The sequence below is a fragment of the Pseudomonas sp. S2_E02 genome (genome assembly GCF_054668355.1).
The window spans coordinates 1,283,197-1,300,035 of the sequence record NZ_CP162761.1 but is presented as its reverse complement, the minus strand read 5'-3'; the positions used below and the strand labels follow the sequence as shown (position 1 = coordinate 1,300,035).

Genomic DNA, 16,839 nt, shown 5'->3' with positions numbered 1-16,839 from the left:
AGTGCTGTGCGTGGGGCCAATCCATAGCGAAAGAGTTGTACGCGATGAAGTTCTTTGTATAGGTTTTATTGAAGATAGGCTGAAAAAAATCACCTGACAATGAATCGGCAATCTTTTTTATGCAGATGCGAAAACCTCACATCGCAAAATGTGAGACCGCGAGGAGCGGGAAGCAGAGGGGGATGACAGTGAGCGCTCCGGGAGATGTGTGAGCGCGGTGCGATAACAAGCGATGTTGTGCGGCGTTCTGATTGATTTGGAAACCGTCAGACGTCCTGACGGTTCCCGATTGCTGCACCTCAAGCGTTCTCTGCAAGCCTGCGCACGTCACCCAGGGAGTCACGTTGCATCGACTGCAGATTCTTCTCGATGGTTTCGCACAGCGCTTCCATCTGAATCTGATGCTCGCTGTGGCGAAACGGACTTTGCAGGTCGGTGCCGATGCGCTCGATGGCCAGCAGCATAAAGCCCACCACGGTCGACGCCAGCGGCGTGAACCAGCCCAGCGACTCCACCAGACCGACCGGGACGATCAGGCAGAACAGCGAGATAAACAGCCGTGGGAAATACACATAAGGGTAGGGCAGCGGCGTATTGGCAATTCGCTCCATGCCACCCTGGCTGTTGGACAGGTCCACCAGCGTCGATTCCAACCGCGCCAGGCGAATGCTGTCCAGGCGCCCGGCCTTGTATTCCCGCGCGAGCAAAGTCGCCGAGCCGGTGAGGATATCGTTGGCAAAGTTATTGGTGGTGCCGCTGCGGGCGAACTCCTCGGCGGGAATGAACGCGCGGACTTCCTCAGGGCAAGGCTGGCCTTGCAGATGCGCTGCGAGGCAATTCACATAGGCGACGTGGCGGCGTAATAGAGTCGACTTGACCGGATTGACCTCGTTGTCAGCGTCATCCAGCAACGTCAGCACCTGCCGGGCGAAACTGCGCGAGTTGTTGATCATCGCCCCCCACAGCGTCCTTGCTTCCCACCAGCGGTTGTAGGCGCTGCTGTTGCGGAAACTGATCAACACAATCAACGCCGAACCCAATAAAGTCAGGGGCATGAGGGGTAAATTCAGCTTGGTGTTGAGAAACAACATGAAGTCGACAGTGACAGCGATGTCCCAGAGCAACAGCCAGAACAAGGCCCAGCCGACGTAGCCCAGCGTTTTGATGATCAATCGGTATTTTCTGACGATGGCAGCTTTCAAACGGAAACCTCGTGGCGAGCGGTAAGCGTTAACGCTTTAGCTCGGACGTTGTTTTCGGGGGAAAGGTTCGCTCACCGATGCAGCGCCCGGGTGATCATCGCCAAAGACGTTAGACGCTATGTGCTCGATACGCCTGGCACATCCATATTGATCTTGCGCCAGCAAGCTTCCGACAGACTGTAGACCGAGAACGCCATCAGCCCCAAGGCTATTACCATCAAGATCAGCCAGCCAGCGGGTAGATTCTGCAGTGCATCGAGCGCTTCTTTCATACCCGGGGGATCCATGGCTTGATAGGTAGAGCCGCTGATTGCCAGCAGCAATGCGATCTCTATAAACACGACGCCGCGCGCGATCAGGCCAAACCGCGAGACCGGGCGGACGTAGCGCATGACCTCTTCGTCGGCCTCGAAATACTTCTCGAACGACGCTTTCCAGCCCTTGATGATGTGAGCAATGCCTACACCGAGCGGCACGAGGGCGATCAGGTACACCAGCCAGTTCGAATGTTCCCAGGACAGAAGATGCGCCAGCCAGTCTTGGGTTTGTCCTGCGGAATTGCCCGAGCTTTTAATCCCGCTGATGAGCAGGCCCAATGCAAAGAACGCCAGAGCACCGTTGACCAGACCTCCCACAAACAGCCCTGTGCGAATCACCAGACCTTTGAGTTTTGTGCCGTGATGATCGACATCACGCGTTGCCTGCAGAACACGCCAAGCGGCAAATGCGAGCAGTCCCGCCACGACAAGTCCAACCAGAAAATAGCCGAATGGCTGAGCCAGCAAGGCTTCCAGACTCTTGTGGCTGTCCTTCGGTTTAGTCGAATCCTGGGCTGCCAGCAACGCAAAGATACCGATGATCAGATAAAGCATTCCTCGGGCGGCATAGCCTCCCCGCGCGAGGAGGACAAGGTTGCGTTGCGCGGACATGGGGGTATTCCTGAGAGGTTATAAGAGAGCAGACCCTTCTTGCCGGGAGGGGTTCTATGACCTGTCGAAGAACGCAGTGAGCTGGTTTCTACGGATAATTCAGCAATAGCCGGAATCTTCACTTGATCAAAACGACGACCTTGCCCTTCGCGCGTCCCTGCTCGACGTAATTCAACGCCTCGGCCGTTGATTCAAAGGGGAACGTTCGATCAATCACCGGTTTGATGATGCCGGCCGCAACCAGCGAGCTGATTTGTTGCAGTTGGGCGCCGTTGGCGCGCATGAACACGAACGCGTAATTGACGTCACGCTTGCGGGCCTTGCGCCGAATAGCGAAGCTCAGCAAGCGCATGACCTGCTGCAAGGGCCAGGACAAACCTTGCTCCTGTGCGAATTGCGCAGTCGGCGGCCCGGAAATGGAAATGAGCTGTCCGCCGGGTTTGAGTACCTTGATTGACTTCTCCAGGACATCAGAACCGAGGCTGTTCAACACCACGTCGTAGCCGTGCAAGACATTCTCGAAGTTCTGCTGTTTGTAGTCGATGACCACGTCAGCCCCTAGCGCCTTGACCCATTCGACATTCGCGGTGCTGGTGGTTGTGGCGACAAAGGCACCGAGGTGTTTGGCAAGCTGAATGGCGACGGTGCCGACGCCGCCGGAACCGGCGTGAATCAGTACTTTCTGGCCTTTTTTCAGCTGGGCGGTGTCGACCAGCACTTGCCAGGCAGTCAGTGCCACCAAGGGCAGGGAAGCAGCCTGTGCCATGTCGATATTGGCCGGTTTCAGGGCAATCGCGTTTTCGTTCACGGCGATCAACTCGGCGAAGGTACCGATTCGTGCTTCCGGCGGGCGAGCGTACACCTCGTCTCCCGGTTTGAAGCGTGTCACTTGCGTGCCGACTTCAGTCACCACGCCTGCCAGATCGTTGCCCAGAATCAATGGAAACGCGTAGGGCAGGATCAACTTGAATTCGCCGGTGCTGATCTTCGAGTCCAGTACGTTGACGCTGCTGGCATGGACCTCGATCAAGACGTCGTGAGGACCCACTGCCGGGACGGGCGTTTCGCCCATGCGCCCGGTGTGCTTGCCATAGCGATCAATCAAAAATGCTTTCATCGGAGGGCGGCTCTTGTCGGTGTACGGATGGTAGTCGGTGCGTTGCGGATTCGATGCAGCGCCTTGTGACTGCATCGAATGCGCCGAGCATGCTCGCTAGCTGAAGATCACTCTGGCGTCTGGTAGCGCTGGGCAACCTCAGATTGGCGGATTTGCCCGATAAGGCCCAGCCGTGCGCCCTGCAGGGCATCCCAGCGCTCTGCTTCGTGCAGCGGCGGAATGGTCACTGGTTCGCGACGATCGAAGCCGACGAGCGCAGCATCCACCAGATCACCCACCTCCATGATTTCGCTCAAAGTGTTGATGTCGACGCCGGAACGATCCCAGATCTCCGTGCGTGTGGCGGCCGGCAACACGGCCTGCACGTAGACGCCCTGTGGCGACAGTTCCAGGCTCAGACCCTGAGACAGGAACAGCACAAAAGCCTTGGTCGCGCCGTAGACCGTCATGCCGAACTCCGGTGCGAGGCCCACCACCGAACCGATGTTGATGATCGCACCGTCACCGGCCTTGGCCAGGCGTGGAGCGATGGCGCTCGCAAGCCGCACCAGTGCGGTGGTGTTGAGGGCGACCAGTTGCGCCACTTTATCGGTGCTTTGCTCGACGAAATGGCCAGACAGCGCCGCGCCGGCGTTATTGACGAGGACGCCGATACGGGCATCGTCGCGCAGGCGGTTTTCAACGGTGGTCAGATCGCCCGGTTGGGTCAGGTCCGCCGGGATCACATCGACGGCGACATCGTGTTCGCTGCGCAAGCGCGCAGCCAGTGCATCCAGGCGCGCCTGATCGCGGGCGACCAGTACCAGGTCGTGGCCGCGTTGCGCAAAGCGTTCGGCGTAGACCGCGCCGATGCCGGTGGAGGCGCCAGTGATCAGAACAGTAGGGCGAGTGCTCATGGTTTATCTCTCTTTGAGGGTGTGAGAAACAGAACGCGCTTAGCTTACGTTGATGCTTGATTCAGTCAGCGACGATTGATGTTGTTCCGTGCCCATTGATTAAGATCGATGGTGTGAGCAATTAGGATGATGATCTAAATCTAAACTGTCAACGGTTTTGATTATGGCCAACATCTATGTATTATCGGACGCAGGATTTCCCCGGAAACACGAGGTATTGCACGTGAGAGTGACCAAGGCCCAGGCGCAGGCCAATCGAGAGCACATCGTTGAAACCGCTTCAGAGCTGTTCCGTGAGCGCGGCTTTGACGGCGTCGGCGTGGCGGACCTCATGGCGGCCGCCGGTTTTACCCATGGTGGTTTCTACAAACATTTCGGGTCGAAGGCCGACCTGATGGCCGAAGCTTCGGCGTGCAGTCTGGCCAAATCGCTGACTGGCGCCCAAGCGCTGGATGTTCCGGGCTTTATCAACGTCTATGTGAACAGAGAACATCGCGACGGACGCGGCGACGGTTGCACCATGGCCGCGTTGGGCGGCGACGCGGCGCGTCAGTCGGATGAGGTGAAGGCGACGTTTGCCGAGGGCATTGAGCACACCCTGCAAACGCTGGGGGAGAAATACCCGACAGCGCCGGATGCCGAGGTGGGTGAGGGGCGCAAGCAGATGATCGACCTGCTGTCGCGGGCCGTCGGCGCGATTATCCTGTCGCGTGCCTGCCCGGATGATTCCGCGCTGGCAGACGAGATTCTTGAGGTATGCCGCGCAGAAATGCTCGCTTCGTTGCCGACCGAAAACGCCGTCGCAGAGTAGCAGCGCGGCTCATTCGGCGAGCGCTTTGGCCCTGGCGATGGAAAATGCTTGCGGCAGCTGGGCGCCATTCTTCGCCGCAAGAATCTCGGCCATCACGCTGACGGCGATTTCCGCAGGCGTCTTGCTGCCAATGTACAGACCGATCGGCCCGTGTAGACGCGCAAGCGACGCCTCGGTCTCGCCAAAATGCTCGATCAGGCGTTCGCGACGCAGCTGGCTGTTGCGCCGCGAGCCGATGGCGCCGATGTAGAACGCCGGGCTGTGGAGCGCTTCGAGCAAGGCCAGATCGTCGAGTTTGGGGTCATGACTCAGGGCGACGATGCAAGTGCGCAGATCGACCGCGAAGTCGCGGACCACGTCGTCCGGCATGCCGACAATGCGCTCCACACCGTCTACCGCCCAAGTATCGATGTACTCGGGACGCGGATCGCACACTGCCACCTTGAAACCGTTGAACAAGGCCATGGTCGCCAGATACTCGGCCAGCGCGCCGGCACCGATCATCAGCATTCGATAGCCCGGCCCCAAGGTGTTGAGCATCTGCACGCCATCGAAGCTGAACTGTTCCGGCGTTGCGGTAGATTCAACTGTGACCTGACCGGACTCCAGCGTCAGGCGACGGCGAACCAGTTGCCCGGCGTCCAGTTGCGTCAGCAGTTCATCGAGCGACTGCCACGCCGGGTTGAACTCAAGGATCAGTTCAAGCGTGCCACCGCACGGCAAGCCAAAGCGATGCGCTTCATCGGCGCTGACGCCATAACGCACCACTTCTGGCGTGCTGCCACTGAAAGCGCTGCCGCCATGGGCCGTGGTGTAGCGATGGATCAGATCGTCCTCGATGCAGCCGCCAGACACGCTGCCCACCACGCGACCATCGTCACGCAACGCCATCATCGACCCCGTCGGCCGTGGTGAAGAACCCCAGGTGCGCGCCACCGTGGCGAGCAACACACGCTCGCCAGCGGCAAGCCAGTCCCGCGCTGTGCGCAGGACCAGCAAGTCGATGCTTTCCATCAGTGTCTCCTCTTAGCGCATCTGCAGAATGATCGGGCTGCTGCTGGCCGGATCGGTGTGTTCACGCAGTTTGCCCACCGTCTGCGCATCAATCGCAGTGCTTTGGTTGCCCCAGGTGCTGCGCATGAAGGTCAGCACTTCGGCGATCTGCTGATCCGACAGCTGCTCACGGAAGGCCGGCATGCGGTAGGCATCCGGCACGCCGGCCGCCACCACGCGTTGCGAACCATTCAGGGTGATGTTGATCGCCGAGGCGCTTTCCTTGGCCAGTGCAGAAGTCGCGCCGGCCAGCGGCGGCATCCATTCGGACTGGCCCTTGCCGTCCAGACCATGGCAGGAAGCACAGCGCGTCACGTAGGTATGAGCACCGGGCGAGTCCAGACGTTGCGCCGCCGAAACCGCTTGATACTGCCAAGGCTCGCCATCGCGCTGGCGGTCGCCAGGCAAGGACTTCAGGTAGTGGGCAATCGCGGTCAGATCGTCATCGCTCATGAACTGCGTGGAGTTATTGAATGCTTCGGTCATCGAGCCGTAGACCACCGCATGTTTGTTGCGACCGGTCTTGAGGAACTGGACGATCTCCGGTTCGCTCCAGCGGCCCAGCCCGGTGTTGTGATCATCACGCAGGCTCGGTGCGTACCAGCCATCGAGCAACGCACCAGCGAGATACGGCTTGCCGGCCTCATCCAGTGCCTTCTCGTTGAACGCCAAACCGCGCGGCGTGTGGCAACTGCCGCAATGCCCGGCGCCTTGAACGAGGTAAGCGCCACGGTTCCAGCGTTCATCCTGCGAAGGTTTGGCCGCATAAGGCTCGGGGTCGACAAACACGCCATTCCACAGCGCAATCGGCCAGCGCAGGTTCAGCGGAAACGGAATCGCGCTGGGGATGTTCGCCTGTTTCACGGGCGCCACGCCTTTCATGAAGAACGCATACAGCGCACGCACATCGTCATCACTGAGCTTGGCGTAGGACGGGTAGGGCATCGCCGGGTACAGACGGCGACGGTCGGGTGCTACGCCGTGGCGCACCGCCCGGTCGAAGTCTGCCAGGCTGTAGTGGCCGATGCCGGTTTCCGTGTCCGGGGTGATATTGGTCGCATGGATTGAGCCCAGCGGTGTGGCCATTTCCAGACCGCCAGCGAACGGCGCGCCGCCCGGCACGCTGTGGCAGGCCACGCAATCGCTGAGCCGGGCGACGTATTCGCCACGGGCGACCAGCGCCGGGTCGATGTCGGCCACGGCGATCTGATGGTTTTCCAGGCGCGAGACAGGCTCGCGGGTGACATACCAGGCCAGCAGGCCTGCCGCGACCAGGCACGGCACTGCCAGCCAGCCAGCGGTTCTTGCGAATCGGCTGTTATTCATGGACGCTCCGGCGCTGATCAAGTGAAGGTGTGTCGGCTCATGGGCAGGCTGCGCACCCGCTGACCGGTTAGCCTTGCCACCGCGTTAGCGACGGCGGGCGCGACCGCAGGCAACGGCGGTTCACCGATGCCACCCATTTTTTCCCCGCTCTCGACCACACGCACATGGACCCGAGCCATCCGCGCAGGCGGCAGGATCGGATACAAGTCGTAATTGCGCGCCCGGGGTTTGCCATCCACCCACACGGCTTCTTCCACCAGGGTTTGCGACAGCCCCAGCGCCACGGCGCCATTGACCTGCGCTTCGACAATCGCCGGGTTGACGATGCTGCCCGGATCGATCGCCTGCCAGATGTCGTGCACCTTGACCTGACCGTTCTCGATGGACACCTCGGCGATCACCGCCGTCTCGGTACCGAACGGCGAAGCCATGGCCACGCCGCGCGCACGTTTGCTGCCATCCTCGGCGGTAAACGGCCCGCGCTTCCAGCCACCGGACAGTTCACCCACTGCTTGCAGCAGAGTGGTCAAGCGCTTGTTGTCGCGTAACAGATGCAGGCGCAAATCGAACGGGTCTTTGCCGCCCTTGTCGGCCAGTTCGTCGAGGAACGATTCATAGAAGAAGTCGTTCAGCGAGTTACCCACCGAACGCCAGTAACCGAGCATCGCCGGGCCTTTGACGTAGATCTGCGCGATGCGTTTGTTGGCGATTGCGTAGGACTTGCCCGACAAACCTTCAAGCGCCGTCGGATCGAGCTTTTCACCTTGCTTGCCGGCAAGGGCTTCGGTCGGGCCTTCGGTGGCACTGATCGCTTCGATTGCCAGCGGCCAGCCGTCGCTGTCCAGTGCGGCACGGAAATTCACTGCGGCAACGGGACGAAGCACGTCACGCAGAAATTCTTCCTCGCGACTCCAGATCAGTTTGACCGGGCGGCCGACCGCTTTCGCCAGCGCGATCGCCTGCGGATAGGGACTGGCCGAATCGTAGAGAAAATGCCGACCGAAGAAGCCACCCAGCAGCGGCGAATGTAAGGTGATGCGCGACGGATCAAGGCCAGTGCGTTTAGCGATGTCGGCGCGGAACATGTCCGGCGCCTGATTCGGCAACCAGACTTCCAGCGAACCGTCCGGGTTGAATCGCGCCAGTGCTGAAGGCGGCTCCAGTTGGCCGTGGTTCAGGTATTGGTTGTGGTAAGTGGCGTCAATCCGGGTCTTGGCCTCCTTGAGAATCGCCGCCACGTCGCCTTCGTTTTCATCATCTTTGGCCGGGCTTTTATCTTCAGCGAGGCGCTTGAACCAGGCATCGCTGGAAAAGTCAGCGGGCATCGGCCGCACTTTGCTGTCGGCCGTTGGCTCTTGCCAGTCAACCTGAATCGCCTCGACGGCACGTTTGGCGTGCCACCAGCGCTCGGCGACCACCGCCACGGCACCCGGCAGACGATGCACGGAATGCACGCCTTTCATTGCCTTGACCTGGTCTTCGTTGCGCAGGTTGCCTACGGTCATTCCCAGGCGCGGGGCATGTTGCACGGCGGCATGGAGCATGTCGTTGACCTTCAGATCGATGCTGTACAGCGCCTTGCCGGTGGACTTGTCGTAAGCATCGAGGCGCTTCACCGGTTTGCCGATCCAGCGGAACTGGCTCGGATCACGCAGCTTCACGGAGGCCGGATCGGGAACCGGCAGATCCATCGCGCGCTCGGCCAGTTCACCGTAAGCCAGCGAGCGGCCCGACTTGGCGTGCACGACGTTGCCTGGCTCGGTGCTCAACTCGCTCACTGGTACGCCAAGTTGCTGCGCGCCCGCCTGCAATAACATGGCGCGGGCAAGGGCGCCGAGGCGGCGCATCACCGGGTAACTCATGCGCACCGACATGCTGCCGCCAGTGATGCGCATGCCGTTTTCTAACACCACATAGGCTTCGCCGGGCGGGGCGGCCTCGACCAGAAAGGTCGACGGATCGGCATCCAGCTCTTCACCGACAATTTGCGCCATCGCGGTAAACGTGCCTTGCCCGCCTTCCATGAACGGGCAGAGCAGACGCACGCGGTTGTCCGGACGAATCTCGAGAAACGCCGGCACCTGCGTGCCGCGCTCAGCCGTCGCCGTTGCCACGGCAGCTTGCACGCGCGTCGCACCCAGCGGCAGGCCGAAGCCGAGGACCAGTGCGCCGACGGCGGTACCGGTGAGAAAACGTCTACGCGAAACATTGATCGGTTCGTGCAGATCCAGTGCTGAGGCTTGCAGTGAAGGGTCGATTCGAACGTTCATCACGCGTCTCCCTTGCCGGCCAGCTCATGCACGGCGGCATGAATGGCGTTGTACGTTCCGCAGCGGCACAGATTGACCATCGCTGCCTCGATCTGCGCGTCACTCGGTTTAGGGTTTTGTTTGAGCAGCGCAGTGGCGGCCATCACCTGCCCGGACTGACAGTAGCCGCACTGCGCGACCTGCAGATCGACCCAGGTCGAGACCACTCGTTTGCCCACCTCATCGCTTTCGATGGCCTCAATCGTGGTGACCTCGCGGCCGACCACACCGGCCACCGGCGTGACGCACGAGCGCACGACGTTGCCATCCACCAGCACCGAGCAGGCGCCACATTGCGCCAGTCCGCAGCCGTACTTGGTCCCGGTCATGCCCAGATCATCGCGGATCACCCAGAGCAAGGGCGTATCGGCGTCGGCATCGACCTGATAGGTCTTCTGGTTGATTCGTAGTTCCATGATTCACCCGCTGATCATCGGTTGACGTGCATTGTTATGAGCGGTGGCGCGGCGAGGCGCATCACCGGTGTTCGTTCAATTCGCGACTGTGCCGAGCGCTTCTGCCTCGAATGGCTGCCCGCGCAAAAGGGCGATGTCACGACTCGGCGCGGTGCCGAACAGCCGGGCATATTCGCGGCTGAACTGCGACGGACTTTCATAGCCGACCGCAAACGCCGCTCGCGAAACGTCGAGGCGTTCTACCAGCATCAGACGGCGGGCCTCGTTGAGCCGCAGCCATTTCTGGTACTGCAGCGGACTCATGCCGGTGAGCTGGCGGAAATGATGGTGAAAGGTCGGCGCGCTCATCTGCACCCGCGCGGCCAGATCGTCGATGCGCAATGCATCTGCGTAGTTGAGCTTGAGCCAGTCAATCGCCTTGGCGATACGATAACCCTGACCATCGACGGCCGTGATCTGCCGCAGCCGTGCGCCTTGGTCGGTGTGCAGCAAGCGATAGTGGATTTCGCGCAGAATCAGCGGCGCCAGCACCGGGATCGCCTCGGGTTCATCGAGCAATGCCAGCAGGCGATCAAGTGCGCCCTCCAGCGCGGACGACAGGCTGCCAATCGCGGCGCCCGTGCCCGTTGCTGGCTGGCGCTTGGCCGGCAAGCCGCTCTTGGTGATGACTTCGGCGAGCATGCTCACATCCAGTTTCAGCACGAGGCCGACACAAGGCTGTTGGGGACTGGCGAGCATCACTTCGGAGTTGGCGGGCAGGTCCAGCGACGTAACCAGAAACCGTGAAGGGTCATAGCTGTAGCCCTCACCACCGACCCACAAGCGCTTTTCGCCGCGACCGACGAGAATCAGGCTGGGTTCGATCATGCACACCACGGGCGGCGCTGGCTGGTCGCGACGAAACAGCGACAGCCCGGGTATGGCTGTGGCGAAGTCACCCGGCGCGCTCACACGCGGGTCGATGTTCAACGCCAAAGGCGATTCCTGGGGCAGAGGGGTAGGGATCATGTCGGGTCACTCCTGTTGACCGAACTCTAATCCGCGCGCGAGACGTTTCCTATCCATCACCCTGCATCCCCAGAGGATCAGGCAAGCATTCAAGAGGAATGCGCTAGGGAAGGGCCGGATTGACCGGGAGAATGTGTCTATCTGTTACAGGGGCAGTGCCCGGATGGGCATCAAACTGCTTGCCCCTGCGCATCACATCCACAAGTTTTTCGCACCACAGGTAGTTCCCATGACGTTTCCTTCTACAGATCCTTCTAAAAGAACAGGCGGATGGAGCGCCGTGCTGGCCATGTCGCTAGCCGCATTCGCCCTGGTCGCTTCAGAGTTCATGCCGGTCAGCCTGCTGACGCCGATTGCGGCCGACCTGCACATCACCGAAGGCCAGGCCGGGCAGGGGATTTCCGTGTCCGGAGCCTTTGCCTTGATCACCAGCCTGCTGATTGCCTCGGTCGCCGCTCGCGTCGAACGCAAGAAGCTGCTGCTGGGCCTGACCTTGCTGATGATCGTCTCCGGTACGGTCGTCGCGGTCGCGCCGGGCTACCCGTCATTCATGTTCGGACGTGCGCTGATCGGGATCGCGATTGGTGGTTTCTGGTCATTGTCGGCGGCGACCGCAATGCGTCTGGTGAAGCCTGAACAGGTTTCGCGAGCGCTGGCCATCGTCAATGGCGGTAACGCCTTGGCCACGGTGATAGCCGCTCCGGCAGGGAGCTTTCTCGGTTCGCTGATCGGCTGGCGTGGGGCATTCTTCTGTGTGGTTCCGGTCGCAGTGCTGGCCGCCGTGTGGCTGCTGATCAGCCTTCCGTCGTTCAAGGCCGAGCGCCAGGCCGGTAGCGGCAACGTCCTGCGGCTGATGAAGCAATTGCCAGTGGCCTTGGGCATGGTCGCCGTCAGCGTCTTTTTCATGGGCCAGTTCATGCTGTTCACCTATCTGCGGCCCTTTCTTGAAGGCGTGACGGGCGTCAGCGTTTCTACGTTGTCCTTGATGTTGCTGGGGCTGGGACTGGCCGGTTTTATCGGCACCTTTCTGATTGAAAGGTTTATGGGTCGCGGCCTCTACCGCACGTTGACCATCATCCCGCTGATCATGGCGGCCATCGCGCTGGCGTTGGTCAGCTTCGGCAAATCACCGGTACTCACCGCGATGTTGCTCGGACTCTGGGGACTGGTTGCGACGGCCGCGCCGGTTGGCTGGTGGACATGGTTGGCGCAGACGCTTCCGGATGATGCGGAAGCCGGAGGCGGCTTGCTCGTGGCGATTGTTCAACTGGCGATCGCAGGAGGCGCAATCATTGGAGGTCTGGCCTTCGATCTGAGTGGTTACAAAGCCACATTCGAGCTTAGCGCCGCTGTCTTGGTTGTCGCCTCAGTGCTGGCCTGGCTGGCGGGGCGCAATGCCACGGAAGTGCATCTTGTCGAACCGACAGCTCATTCGAGCGCTGTTTCCGGCGCTCCTGAGTCCCGATTTGTCTGATCACGCAGGAAGCGGCTCAGTGCACCAATGACGGTTGGGTCGCGACCGAGACAGTGAAGACCACGACAAACAGCACGACGAGCCCCCAGAACAACACCATGACTGTCAGCATGACGACCTTAAGGCCTTGATAAAGCCTGCGCAGCCAATGGCCTTCGGGTTTTGCGTCTGCGCGGGCTCTGAGTAGGCCTTTCAAATAAAAACCAAGCAGCGCAAGCAGTGCGCCATCTATCGCCAGCGCAGGCAGGCCGGCTAGGGGGAAAATGCTTTCCCAGCGATAGAAAGAAGACCGGCTCAGAAAGACCACATAACAAGTCAGACTGCCGTAGGGCAGTGCTCTCCACCATTTGCCGGCCAGCGCCCCGACCATCAGGCACATGATCACCATGAACGGGCTGAGGAGAATATGGAGCATCCAGTCCAGTACGTTGGGGAAGTAGTCCGGGGAATGGATGCTGCGCCAGAGGTGTTCCAACATTGATCGGGTTCCTGCCGTCCATGAAGTAAGTGCTGCTGCGGTGCTTCCTTGCTGCAGCACGGTATCGGCGTGTTTTCGGGTTACATAAGGGTGTTATGTGAGTTGGGTAAGAACCGACGTTCGCGAAGGACCGGTTCCGCCCCTTAACCACCGTTTACACAGCTCGATCGCTAGAGTTCCAGCCAGTCAGAATGAAGCTGCGGAAATCGCTCTTGCAGCCACTCGATAAAGGCTTGAACCTGGGGCGCCAGATGAGTCCGGCTCGGGTATAGCAACGACACCGGGCGAGGGGCTGGCCGATAAGGCTTTAGAATTTCCACCAAACCGCGACTTTCCAAATGCTTGGCCACGGCGATCCCGGGTGCCTGAATTATTCCGAAGCCCGACACGCCACACTGAACGTACGCATTCGACTCGGTGACGGTGATGCCAGCGTCAGGCACAAAGGATCGATCCTGACCTTTCACCGAAAAATGCCAGGGCTCAACGAGCACAAGATCCGTCCCGTGATCGATCAGGTTTATCCATTCGAGACAGCACGAGAAGCTTACGAGCATCTCGCGAGGGGAGCATTTGGAAAGGTTGTGATCAAAGTCGCTTAATAACGTAAAGGCGCCAATTTGGCGCCTTTTTTCTCGCTCATCGCAGCAGATTTGCCCGCAGATTCTAATGTCAACGCGTGAGCAGGGAGAGTCGAACACTAAACCGCCGGACGGCACTAGTCATCAAGCTGCTCCATGCGTTTGAAAAATCTTGCTGATCACAGTCCACTTGCCATCAACTTTCAGCAGATGAAAAAAGTCGGTGAAAGAGATGCCTGACATGTCGTTGGCGTCGATGCGAGCACTAGCCGCCGTACCGACGACTTCGACGCGGACGATAGCTGCTGGTGCGTCAGGAGAAGGGCGGAAACCCTTGTCGATCCCGTTGAACAGGATTGAAATTGCGCCGCCCGCCAGCTTACCGTCGCCATCGACGCTGAACATGGTCGCTTGCTCACTGAAAGCCGGCTTCATGATGCTGCTTTTGGCCTGCTTGCAGCCCTCAATGTACTGGTTAAGCACCTCGGTGATGGCTTGGTATTCTTCAACGTAAGTCGGTTTGCTCATGTGCTTGCTCCTGCTTCATAGGATTAGTGCAACAAAGGCATCAGGCTTTCGTATCAAGCCAGACAGATCCATAACGTGTGTAGGCGGTAGGAATCTCGATGATTTCCTTAAGATCATCTGCAGCGGTGCGAACCCAGAATGGGTCTCGGAGCATTTGCCGCCCGACAAACACCAGATCAGCTCGGCCGTTCTGCAAGATTTCTTCAGCCTGACGCCCACTCTGGATAACCCCCACAGCGCCTGTCGCAATATGCAATTCCTTACGCAGTAATTCAGCGGCCGGCACCTGGTAACCCGGGTAGGTCTCGACCTTGACCATCTTGACCCCGCCGGAACTGCAGTCGATCAAGTCAACGCCCTGAGCTTTCATCCAGCGACCATATTCGAGGAACGACTCGGGCGTGTTTCCGCCTTCGGCGTAATCAGAGCTGGAGATGCGCACGAACAGAGGGCGATCTCCCCAATGCGTTTTGACCTCTTCCAGCACCTCTTGCAAGAAGCGATAGCGACGCTTGGCATCACCGCCATATTCGTCGTCGCGGGTGTTAGCCAACGGCGAGAGAAACTCACTTAACAAGTAGCCGTGCGCGGCATGGATCTCAAGCACATCGAAGCCAGCTTCGCTGGCGCGACGTGCGGCATCGCCGTAAAGCTTTACCAAAGACGGAATCTCATCAGCCGCGAGTTCGCGAGGAACGGGGCTGGTTTGCGTAAATGGAATCGCCGATGGCGCGATGTGAATCAGACCGGGCAGGTCAGCGTTGCGCCCCGCATGGCCGATCTGAGCGCCGGCCTTTGCACCAAAGCCGTGAAGCAATTCTGTTAGCGCCTTCAAGCCGACAACGTGCTCATCGCTCCAGATGCCAAGGTCACCGGCTCCAATACGACCGTCAGCCTGAATGGCCAGCGTTTCGGGAAAAATCAGTGCTGCCTGACCCAGGGCACGAGCTCCGTAATGAACGCGGTGCCAGTCAGTCACGAAGCCATCATCCGCCGCCATGTGCATGCACATAGGGGACATGACGACCCGGTTTTTCAGGGTGAGGCCCTTAATTTCATAGGGTGATAACAACAAACTCATCTGTCCGATTCCATAGTGGTGAATATGGAATCCATGCTAACTTTTGCAGCACATTGACGTAAGTACGCACAATTTTGTGCGGTAGGCACACTTTTTATACCAAGGTAATAACAGTGAAAAAATGTAACCCTCAGGATGAAATCGAGGCTTTCGCTTGTCCCGTCGCATTCACTGTCGATGTCATTGGTGGAAAATGGAAATCGCTCATACTTTTTCACCTGATGTCAGGCACGAAGCGCTTCAACGAGCTGCGTCGGCTAATTCCAGATATCACGCAGAGGATGCTGACACTCCAGCTGAGAGAGCTGGAGACTGACGGGGTGATTCATCGCGAAATCTATCGCGAGGTGCCCCCCAAAGTGGAGTATTCGCTTACAGCGTTAGGTGACTCACTCGCGCCATTGGTGAGTGCGATGCGAGAGTGGGGAGCAGTGCATGAACGCACGATCCTGGAACTCAGGCGCTCTGCCGTCTGTGACGACAAGTTGGAATCTCTGGCTTGAATCACGCCGATGTTGAGAGGTGGAGGGGGTGAACAATGCGAAGTTTGATGCCCGCTTGGCGCAGGGTTGAAACTGCACGAGAGAAATCACTCGCGCGTGATGAGGCGAATTTTTGAGGTCGCACTGCCGTTACGAAAAATTCTGGCCGCCACCTTATTTCATGTCACGCCATCGGCTTCGGGCGTGTAGATACGCCGTCAAATCGCTGTAACCTAGTTGAGCTGCAATCTCCGTTAATGACTCTCCCTGCAATTCAAGATGCATTTCCAATTCTGCGCGAATCTGATCGAGCAATTGTCTGAAGGTTGTACCTTGCTCCTCCAGCCGTCTGCGCAAGGTCCTTGGCGTCTGGTGCAGCGACTTCGCCAGATTGTCCAGATTGGGAGTTTCACGTCTCGCTAGAGATCGTCGCGCTCCTTCAGCAACCTTGGCTGACCAACCGCTGAAATTCCGATGCGCGGCGATCCGTCGATCCAGCTCCTGCGTTAATAATTCCAACATCCCGTGATGACGGGTTTGCATTGGCAGGCTTAAGCTTCGAGCATGAAAATAGAAGCAGTTGATCGAGCAATCAAACTCAACACGATCACCAAACCATTCGGTGTATTGCTTGTAATACGACGGACGCGAATGAGTGAACTTTGCCAAAATCGGCTGCACATTGTGTCCTGTACCTCGTCGTAACTGCGCTATGGACATCACCCCGTAGTGTTCGACGACATACCGCGCCAACTCTCCTGGCGCATCAACGTTCAATTCGACTCCGACGCCGTTTTCGTCATTAACCAACCTGACATTGTCTGTGTCCGAGGCAAGAGGTGCGTAACGGGCCCAAAGGTGCATGGCTGACAAAATATCTGGACTGTACAAGCAAAGATAAGCCAAGACATGCCAGTCCTGGGGGGTGAATAGCGCGAACAATTTTAATCCGATCGCCGGATCGATACGTGCCGCTTCGCGCCACAGTTGATCCAGTTCGATCAGGTTGTAATCCGTACTCTTCCGGGCAACCTGGCTATCAAGGAAGCGCTCCAATACCTGGCCCAGCCTGCCGCGATGAAAGCGTTGGGGGGCGCGGTTGGCCGGTTCTAGCTCAATTTTGTCCATTTCGCGCATTGGGAGGACTT

Annotated in this window: 16 protein-coding genes and 2 pseudogenes; 4 read left to right on the top strand and 14 right to left on the bottom strand. The window is 59.1% G+C overall.

Annotated elements, in window-relative coordinates; all coding sequences use genetic code 11:
* Nucleotides 1–299 precede the first annotated feature (299 nt).
* From AB4O01_RS05785 to AB4O01_RS05770, 4 genes are all read right to left on the bottom strand, one after another.
* Nucleotides 300–1,202, bottom strand: coding sequence for a bestrophin family protein (locus AB4O01_RS05785; protein ID WP_194935109.1), 903 nt, complete (start codon nucleotides 1,200–1,202; stop codon nucleotides 300–302).
* Between the two features lie 116 nt (nucleotides 1,203–1,318).
* Nucleotides 1,319–2,131, bottom strand: a complete 813-nt coding sequence (locus AB4O01_RS05780; RefSeq protein ID WP_460090954.1) for a DUF1206 domain-containing protein — start codon at nucleotides 2,129–2,131, stop codon at nucleotides 1,319–1,321.
* 118 nt (nucleotides 2,132–2,249) lie between these two features.
* Entirely contained in the window at nucleotides 2,250–3,248 is a 999-nt protein-coding gene (locus tag AB4O01_RS05775; RefSeq protein WP_460090953.1) for an NADP-dependent oxidoreductase, read from the bottom strand.
* A 107-nt stretch (nucleotides 3,249–3,355) separates the two neighbouring features.
* Nucleotides 3,356–4,144, bottom strand: a complete 789-nt coding sequence (locus AB4O01_RS05770; RefSeq protein WP_034154110.1) for an SDR family NAD(P)-dependent oxidoreductase — start codon at nucleotides 4,142–4,144, stop codon at nucleotides 3,356–3,358.
* 223 nt (nucleotides 4,145–4,367) lie between these two features.
* Here AB4O01_RS05770 and AB4O01_RS05765 point away from each other — a divergent pair, with 223 nt between their 5' ends.
* The gene (locus AB4O01_RS05765) at nucleotides 4,368–4,955 is read left to right on the top strand and encodes a TetR/AcrR family transcriptional regulator (RefSeq protein ID WP_460090951.1); all 588 of its coding nucleotides are present in this window, start codon (nucleotides 4,368–4,370) and stop codon (nucleotides 4,953–4,955) included.
* 9 nt (nucleotides 4,956–4,964) lie between these two features.
* Here the strand turns inward: AB4O01_RS05765 and AB4O01_RS05760 are convergent, their stop codons facing one another.
* From AB4O01_RS05760 to AB4O01_RS05740, 5 genes are all read right to left on the bottom strand, one after another.
* Nucleotides 4,965–5,969: an XdhC family protein gene (locus tag AB4O01_RS05760; protein ID WP_460090950.1), complete on the bottom strand. Its 1,005-nt coding sequence runs from the start codon at nucleotides 5,967–5,969 to the stop codon at nucleotides 4,965–4,967.
* A gap of 12 nt (nucleotides 5,970–5,981) precedes the next feature.
* A complete protein-coding gene (locus AB4O01_RS05755) occupies nucleotides 5,982–7,334 on the bottom strand; it encodes a c-type cytochrome (protein ID WP_257355147.1) in 1,353 nt (450 codons plus the stop codon).
* A 17-nt stretch (nucleotides 7,335–7,351) separates the two neighbouring features.
* The gene (locus AB4O01_RS05750) at nucleotides 7,352–9,604 is read right to left on the bottom strand and encodes a xanthine dehydrogenase family protein molybdopterin-binding subunit (RefSeq protein ID WP_460090948.1); all 2,253 of its coding nucleotides are present in this window, start codon (nucleotides 9,602–9,604) and stop codon (nucleotides 7,352–7,354) included.
* Nucleotides 9,604–10,059: a (2Fe-2S)-binding protein gene (locus AB4O01_RS05745; RefSeq protein ID WP_064118102.1), complete on the bottom strand. Its 456-nt coding sequence runs from the start codon at nucleotides 10,057–10,059 to the stop codon at nucleotides 9,604–9,606. The genes AB4O01_RS05750 and AB4O01_RS05745 overlap by 1 nt, the downstream gene beginning before the upstream one ends.
* A gap of 75 nt (nucleotides 10,060–10,134) precedes the next feature.
* A complete protein-coding gene (locus AB4O01_RS05740; RefSeq protein ID WP_116256113.1) occupies nucleotides 10,135–11,067 on the bottom strand; it encodes an AraC family transcriptional regulator in 933 nt (310 codons plus the stop codon).
* 229 nt (nucleotides 11,068–11,296) lie between these two features.
* Between AB4O01_RS05740 and AB4O01_RS05735 the strand changes: the two genes are divergently transcribed.
* Nucleotides 11,297–12,541 carry an MFS transporter gene (locus AB4O01_RS05735; protein WP_093431704.1) on the top strand — a complete coding sequence of 415 codons (1,245 nt, stop codon included), beginning with the start codon at nucleotides 11,297–11,299 and terminating at the stop codon, nucleotides 12,539–12,541.
* Between the two features lie 16 nt (nucleotides 12,542–12,557).
* On the opposite strand, the gene AB4O01_RS05730 is transcribed toward AB4O01_RS05735, so the two are convergent.
* Nucleotides 12,558–13,019, bottom strand: a complete 462-nt coding sequence (locus tag AB4O01_RS05730) for a hypothetical protein (protein ID WP_099759175.1) — start codon at nucleotides 13,017–13,019, stop codon at nucleotides 12,558–12,560.
* A gap of 170 nt (nucleotides 13,020–13,189) precedes the next feature.
* Nucleotides 13,190–13,501, bottom strand: a pseudogene (locus AB4O01_RS05725) (LysR substrate-binding domain-containing protein); the annotation flags it as partial.
* On the opposite strand from AB4O01_RS05725, the pseudogene AB4O01_RS05720 reads away from it, so the two are divergent.
* A pseudogene (locus AB4O01_RS05720) lies at nucleotides 13,496–13,621 on the top strand (zinc-binding dehydrogenase); the annotation flags it as partial. The pseudogenes AB4O01_RS05725 and AB4O01_RS05720 overlap by 6 nt on opposite strands.
* Nucleotides 13,622–13,744: 123 nt before the next feature.
* On the opposite strand, the gene AB4O01_RS05715 reads toward AB4O01_RS05720, so the two are convergent.
* Together AB4O01_RS05715 and namA are read right to left on the bottom strand one after the other, a co-directional pair.
* Nucleotides 13,745–14,128: a nuclear transport factor 2 family protein gene (locus tag AB4O01_RS05715; protein WP_093431509.1), complete on the bottom strand. Its 384-nt coding sequence runs from the start codon at nucleotides 14,126–14,128 to the stop codon at nucleotides 13,745–13,747.
* Nucleotides 14,129–14,168: 40 nt separating this feature from the next.
* Nucleotides 14,169–15,209 carry an NADPH dehydrogenase NamA gene (gene namA, locus AB4O01_RS05710; protein ID WP_257355143.1) on the bottom strand — a complete coding sequence of 347 codons (1,041 nt, stop codon included), beginning with the start codon at nucleotides 15,207–15,209 and terminating at the stop codon, nucleotides 14,169–14,171.
* 113 nt (nucleotides 15,210–15,322) lie between these two features.
* On the opposite strand from namA, the gene AB4O01_RS05705 reads away from it, so the two are divergent.
* Nucleotides 15,323–15,712: a winged helix-turn-helix transcriptional regulator gene (locus AB4O01_RS05705; RefSeq protein WP_093431515.1), complete on the top strand. Its 390-nt coding sequence runs from the start codon at nucleotides 15,323–15,325 to the stop codon at nucleotides 15,710–15,712.
* Between the two features lie 153 nt (nucleotides 15,713–15,865).
* On the opposite strand, the gene AB4O01_RS05700 is transcribed toward AB4O01_RS05705, so the two are convergent.
* Nucleotides 15,866–16,828, bottom strand: a complete 963-nt coding sequence (locus tag AB4O01_RS05700; protein WP_320336756.1) for an AraC family transcriptional regulator ligand-binding domain-containing protein — start codon at nucleotides 16,826–16,828, stop codon at nucleotides 15,866–15,868.
* Between the last annotated feature and the right edge of the window lie 11 nt (nucleotides 16,829–16,839).

What these genes read in the sequence shown, in the direction of transcription:
- AB4O01_RS05745 (WP_064118102.1), bottom strand. Translation starts at nt 10,059, where the DNA reads ATGGAACTACGAATCAACCAGAAGACCTATCAGGTCGATGCCGACGCC.
- AB4O01_RS05780 (WP_460090954.1), bottom strand. Translation starts at nt 2,131, where the DNA reads ATGTCCGCGCAACGCAACCTTGTCCTCCTCGCGCGGGGAGGCTATGCC.
- AB4O01_RS05740 (WP_116256113.1), bottom strand. Translation starts at nt 11,067, where the DNA reads ATGATCCCTACCCCTCTGCCCCAGGAATCGCCTTTGGCGTTGAACATC.
- AB4O01_RS05750 (WP_460090948.1), bottom strand. Translation starts at nt 9,604, where the DNA reads ATGAACGTTCGAATCGACCCTTCACTGCAAGCCTCAGCACTGGATCTG.
- namA (WP_257355143.1), bottom strand. Translation starts at nt 15,209, where the DNA reads ATGAGTTTGTTGTTATCACCCTATGAAATTAAGGGCCTCACCCTGAAA.
- AB4O01_RS05730 (WP_099759175.1), bottom strand. Translation starts at nt 13,019, where the DNA reads ATGTTGGAACACCTCTGGCGCAGCATCCATTCCCCGGACTACTTCCCC.
- AB4O01_RS05755 (WP_257355147.1), bottom strand. Translation starts at nt 7,334, where the DNA reads ATGAATAACAGCCGATTCGCAAGAACCGCTGGCTGGCTGGCAGTGCCG.
- AB4O01_RS05770 (WP_034154110.1), bottom strand. Translation starts at nt 4,144, where the DNA reads ATGAGCACTCGCCCTACTGTTCTGATCACTGGCGCCTCCACCGGCATC.
- AB4O01_RS05775 (WP_460090953.1), bottom strand. Translation starts at nt 3,248, where the DNA reads ATGAAAGCATTTTTGATTGATCGCTATGGCAAGCACACCGGGCGCATG.
- AB4O01_RS05735 (WP_093431704.1), top strand. Translation starts at nt 11,297, where the DNA reads ATGACGTTTCCTTCTACAGATCCTTCTAAAAGAACAGGCGGATGGAGC.
- AB4O01_RS05715 (WP_093431509.1), bottom strand. Translation starts at nt 14,128, where the DNA reads ATGAGCAAACCGACTTACGTTGAAGAATACCAAGCCATCACCGAGGTG.
- AB4O01_RS05760 (WP_460090950.1), bottom strand. Translation starts at nt 5,969, where the DNA reads ATGGAAAGCATCGACTTGCTGGTCCTGCGCACAGCGCGGGACTGGCTT.
- AB4O01_RS05700 (WP_320336756.1), bottom strand. Translation starts at nt 16,828, where the DNA reads ATGCGCGAAATGGACAAAATTGAGCTAGAACCGGCCAACCGCGCCCCC.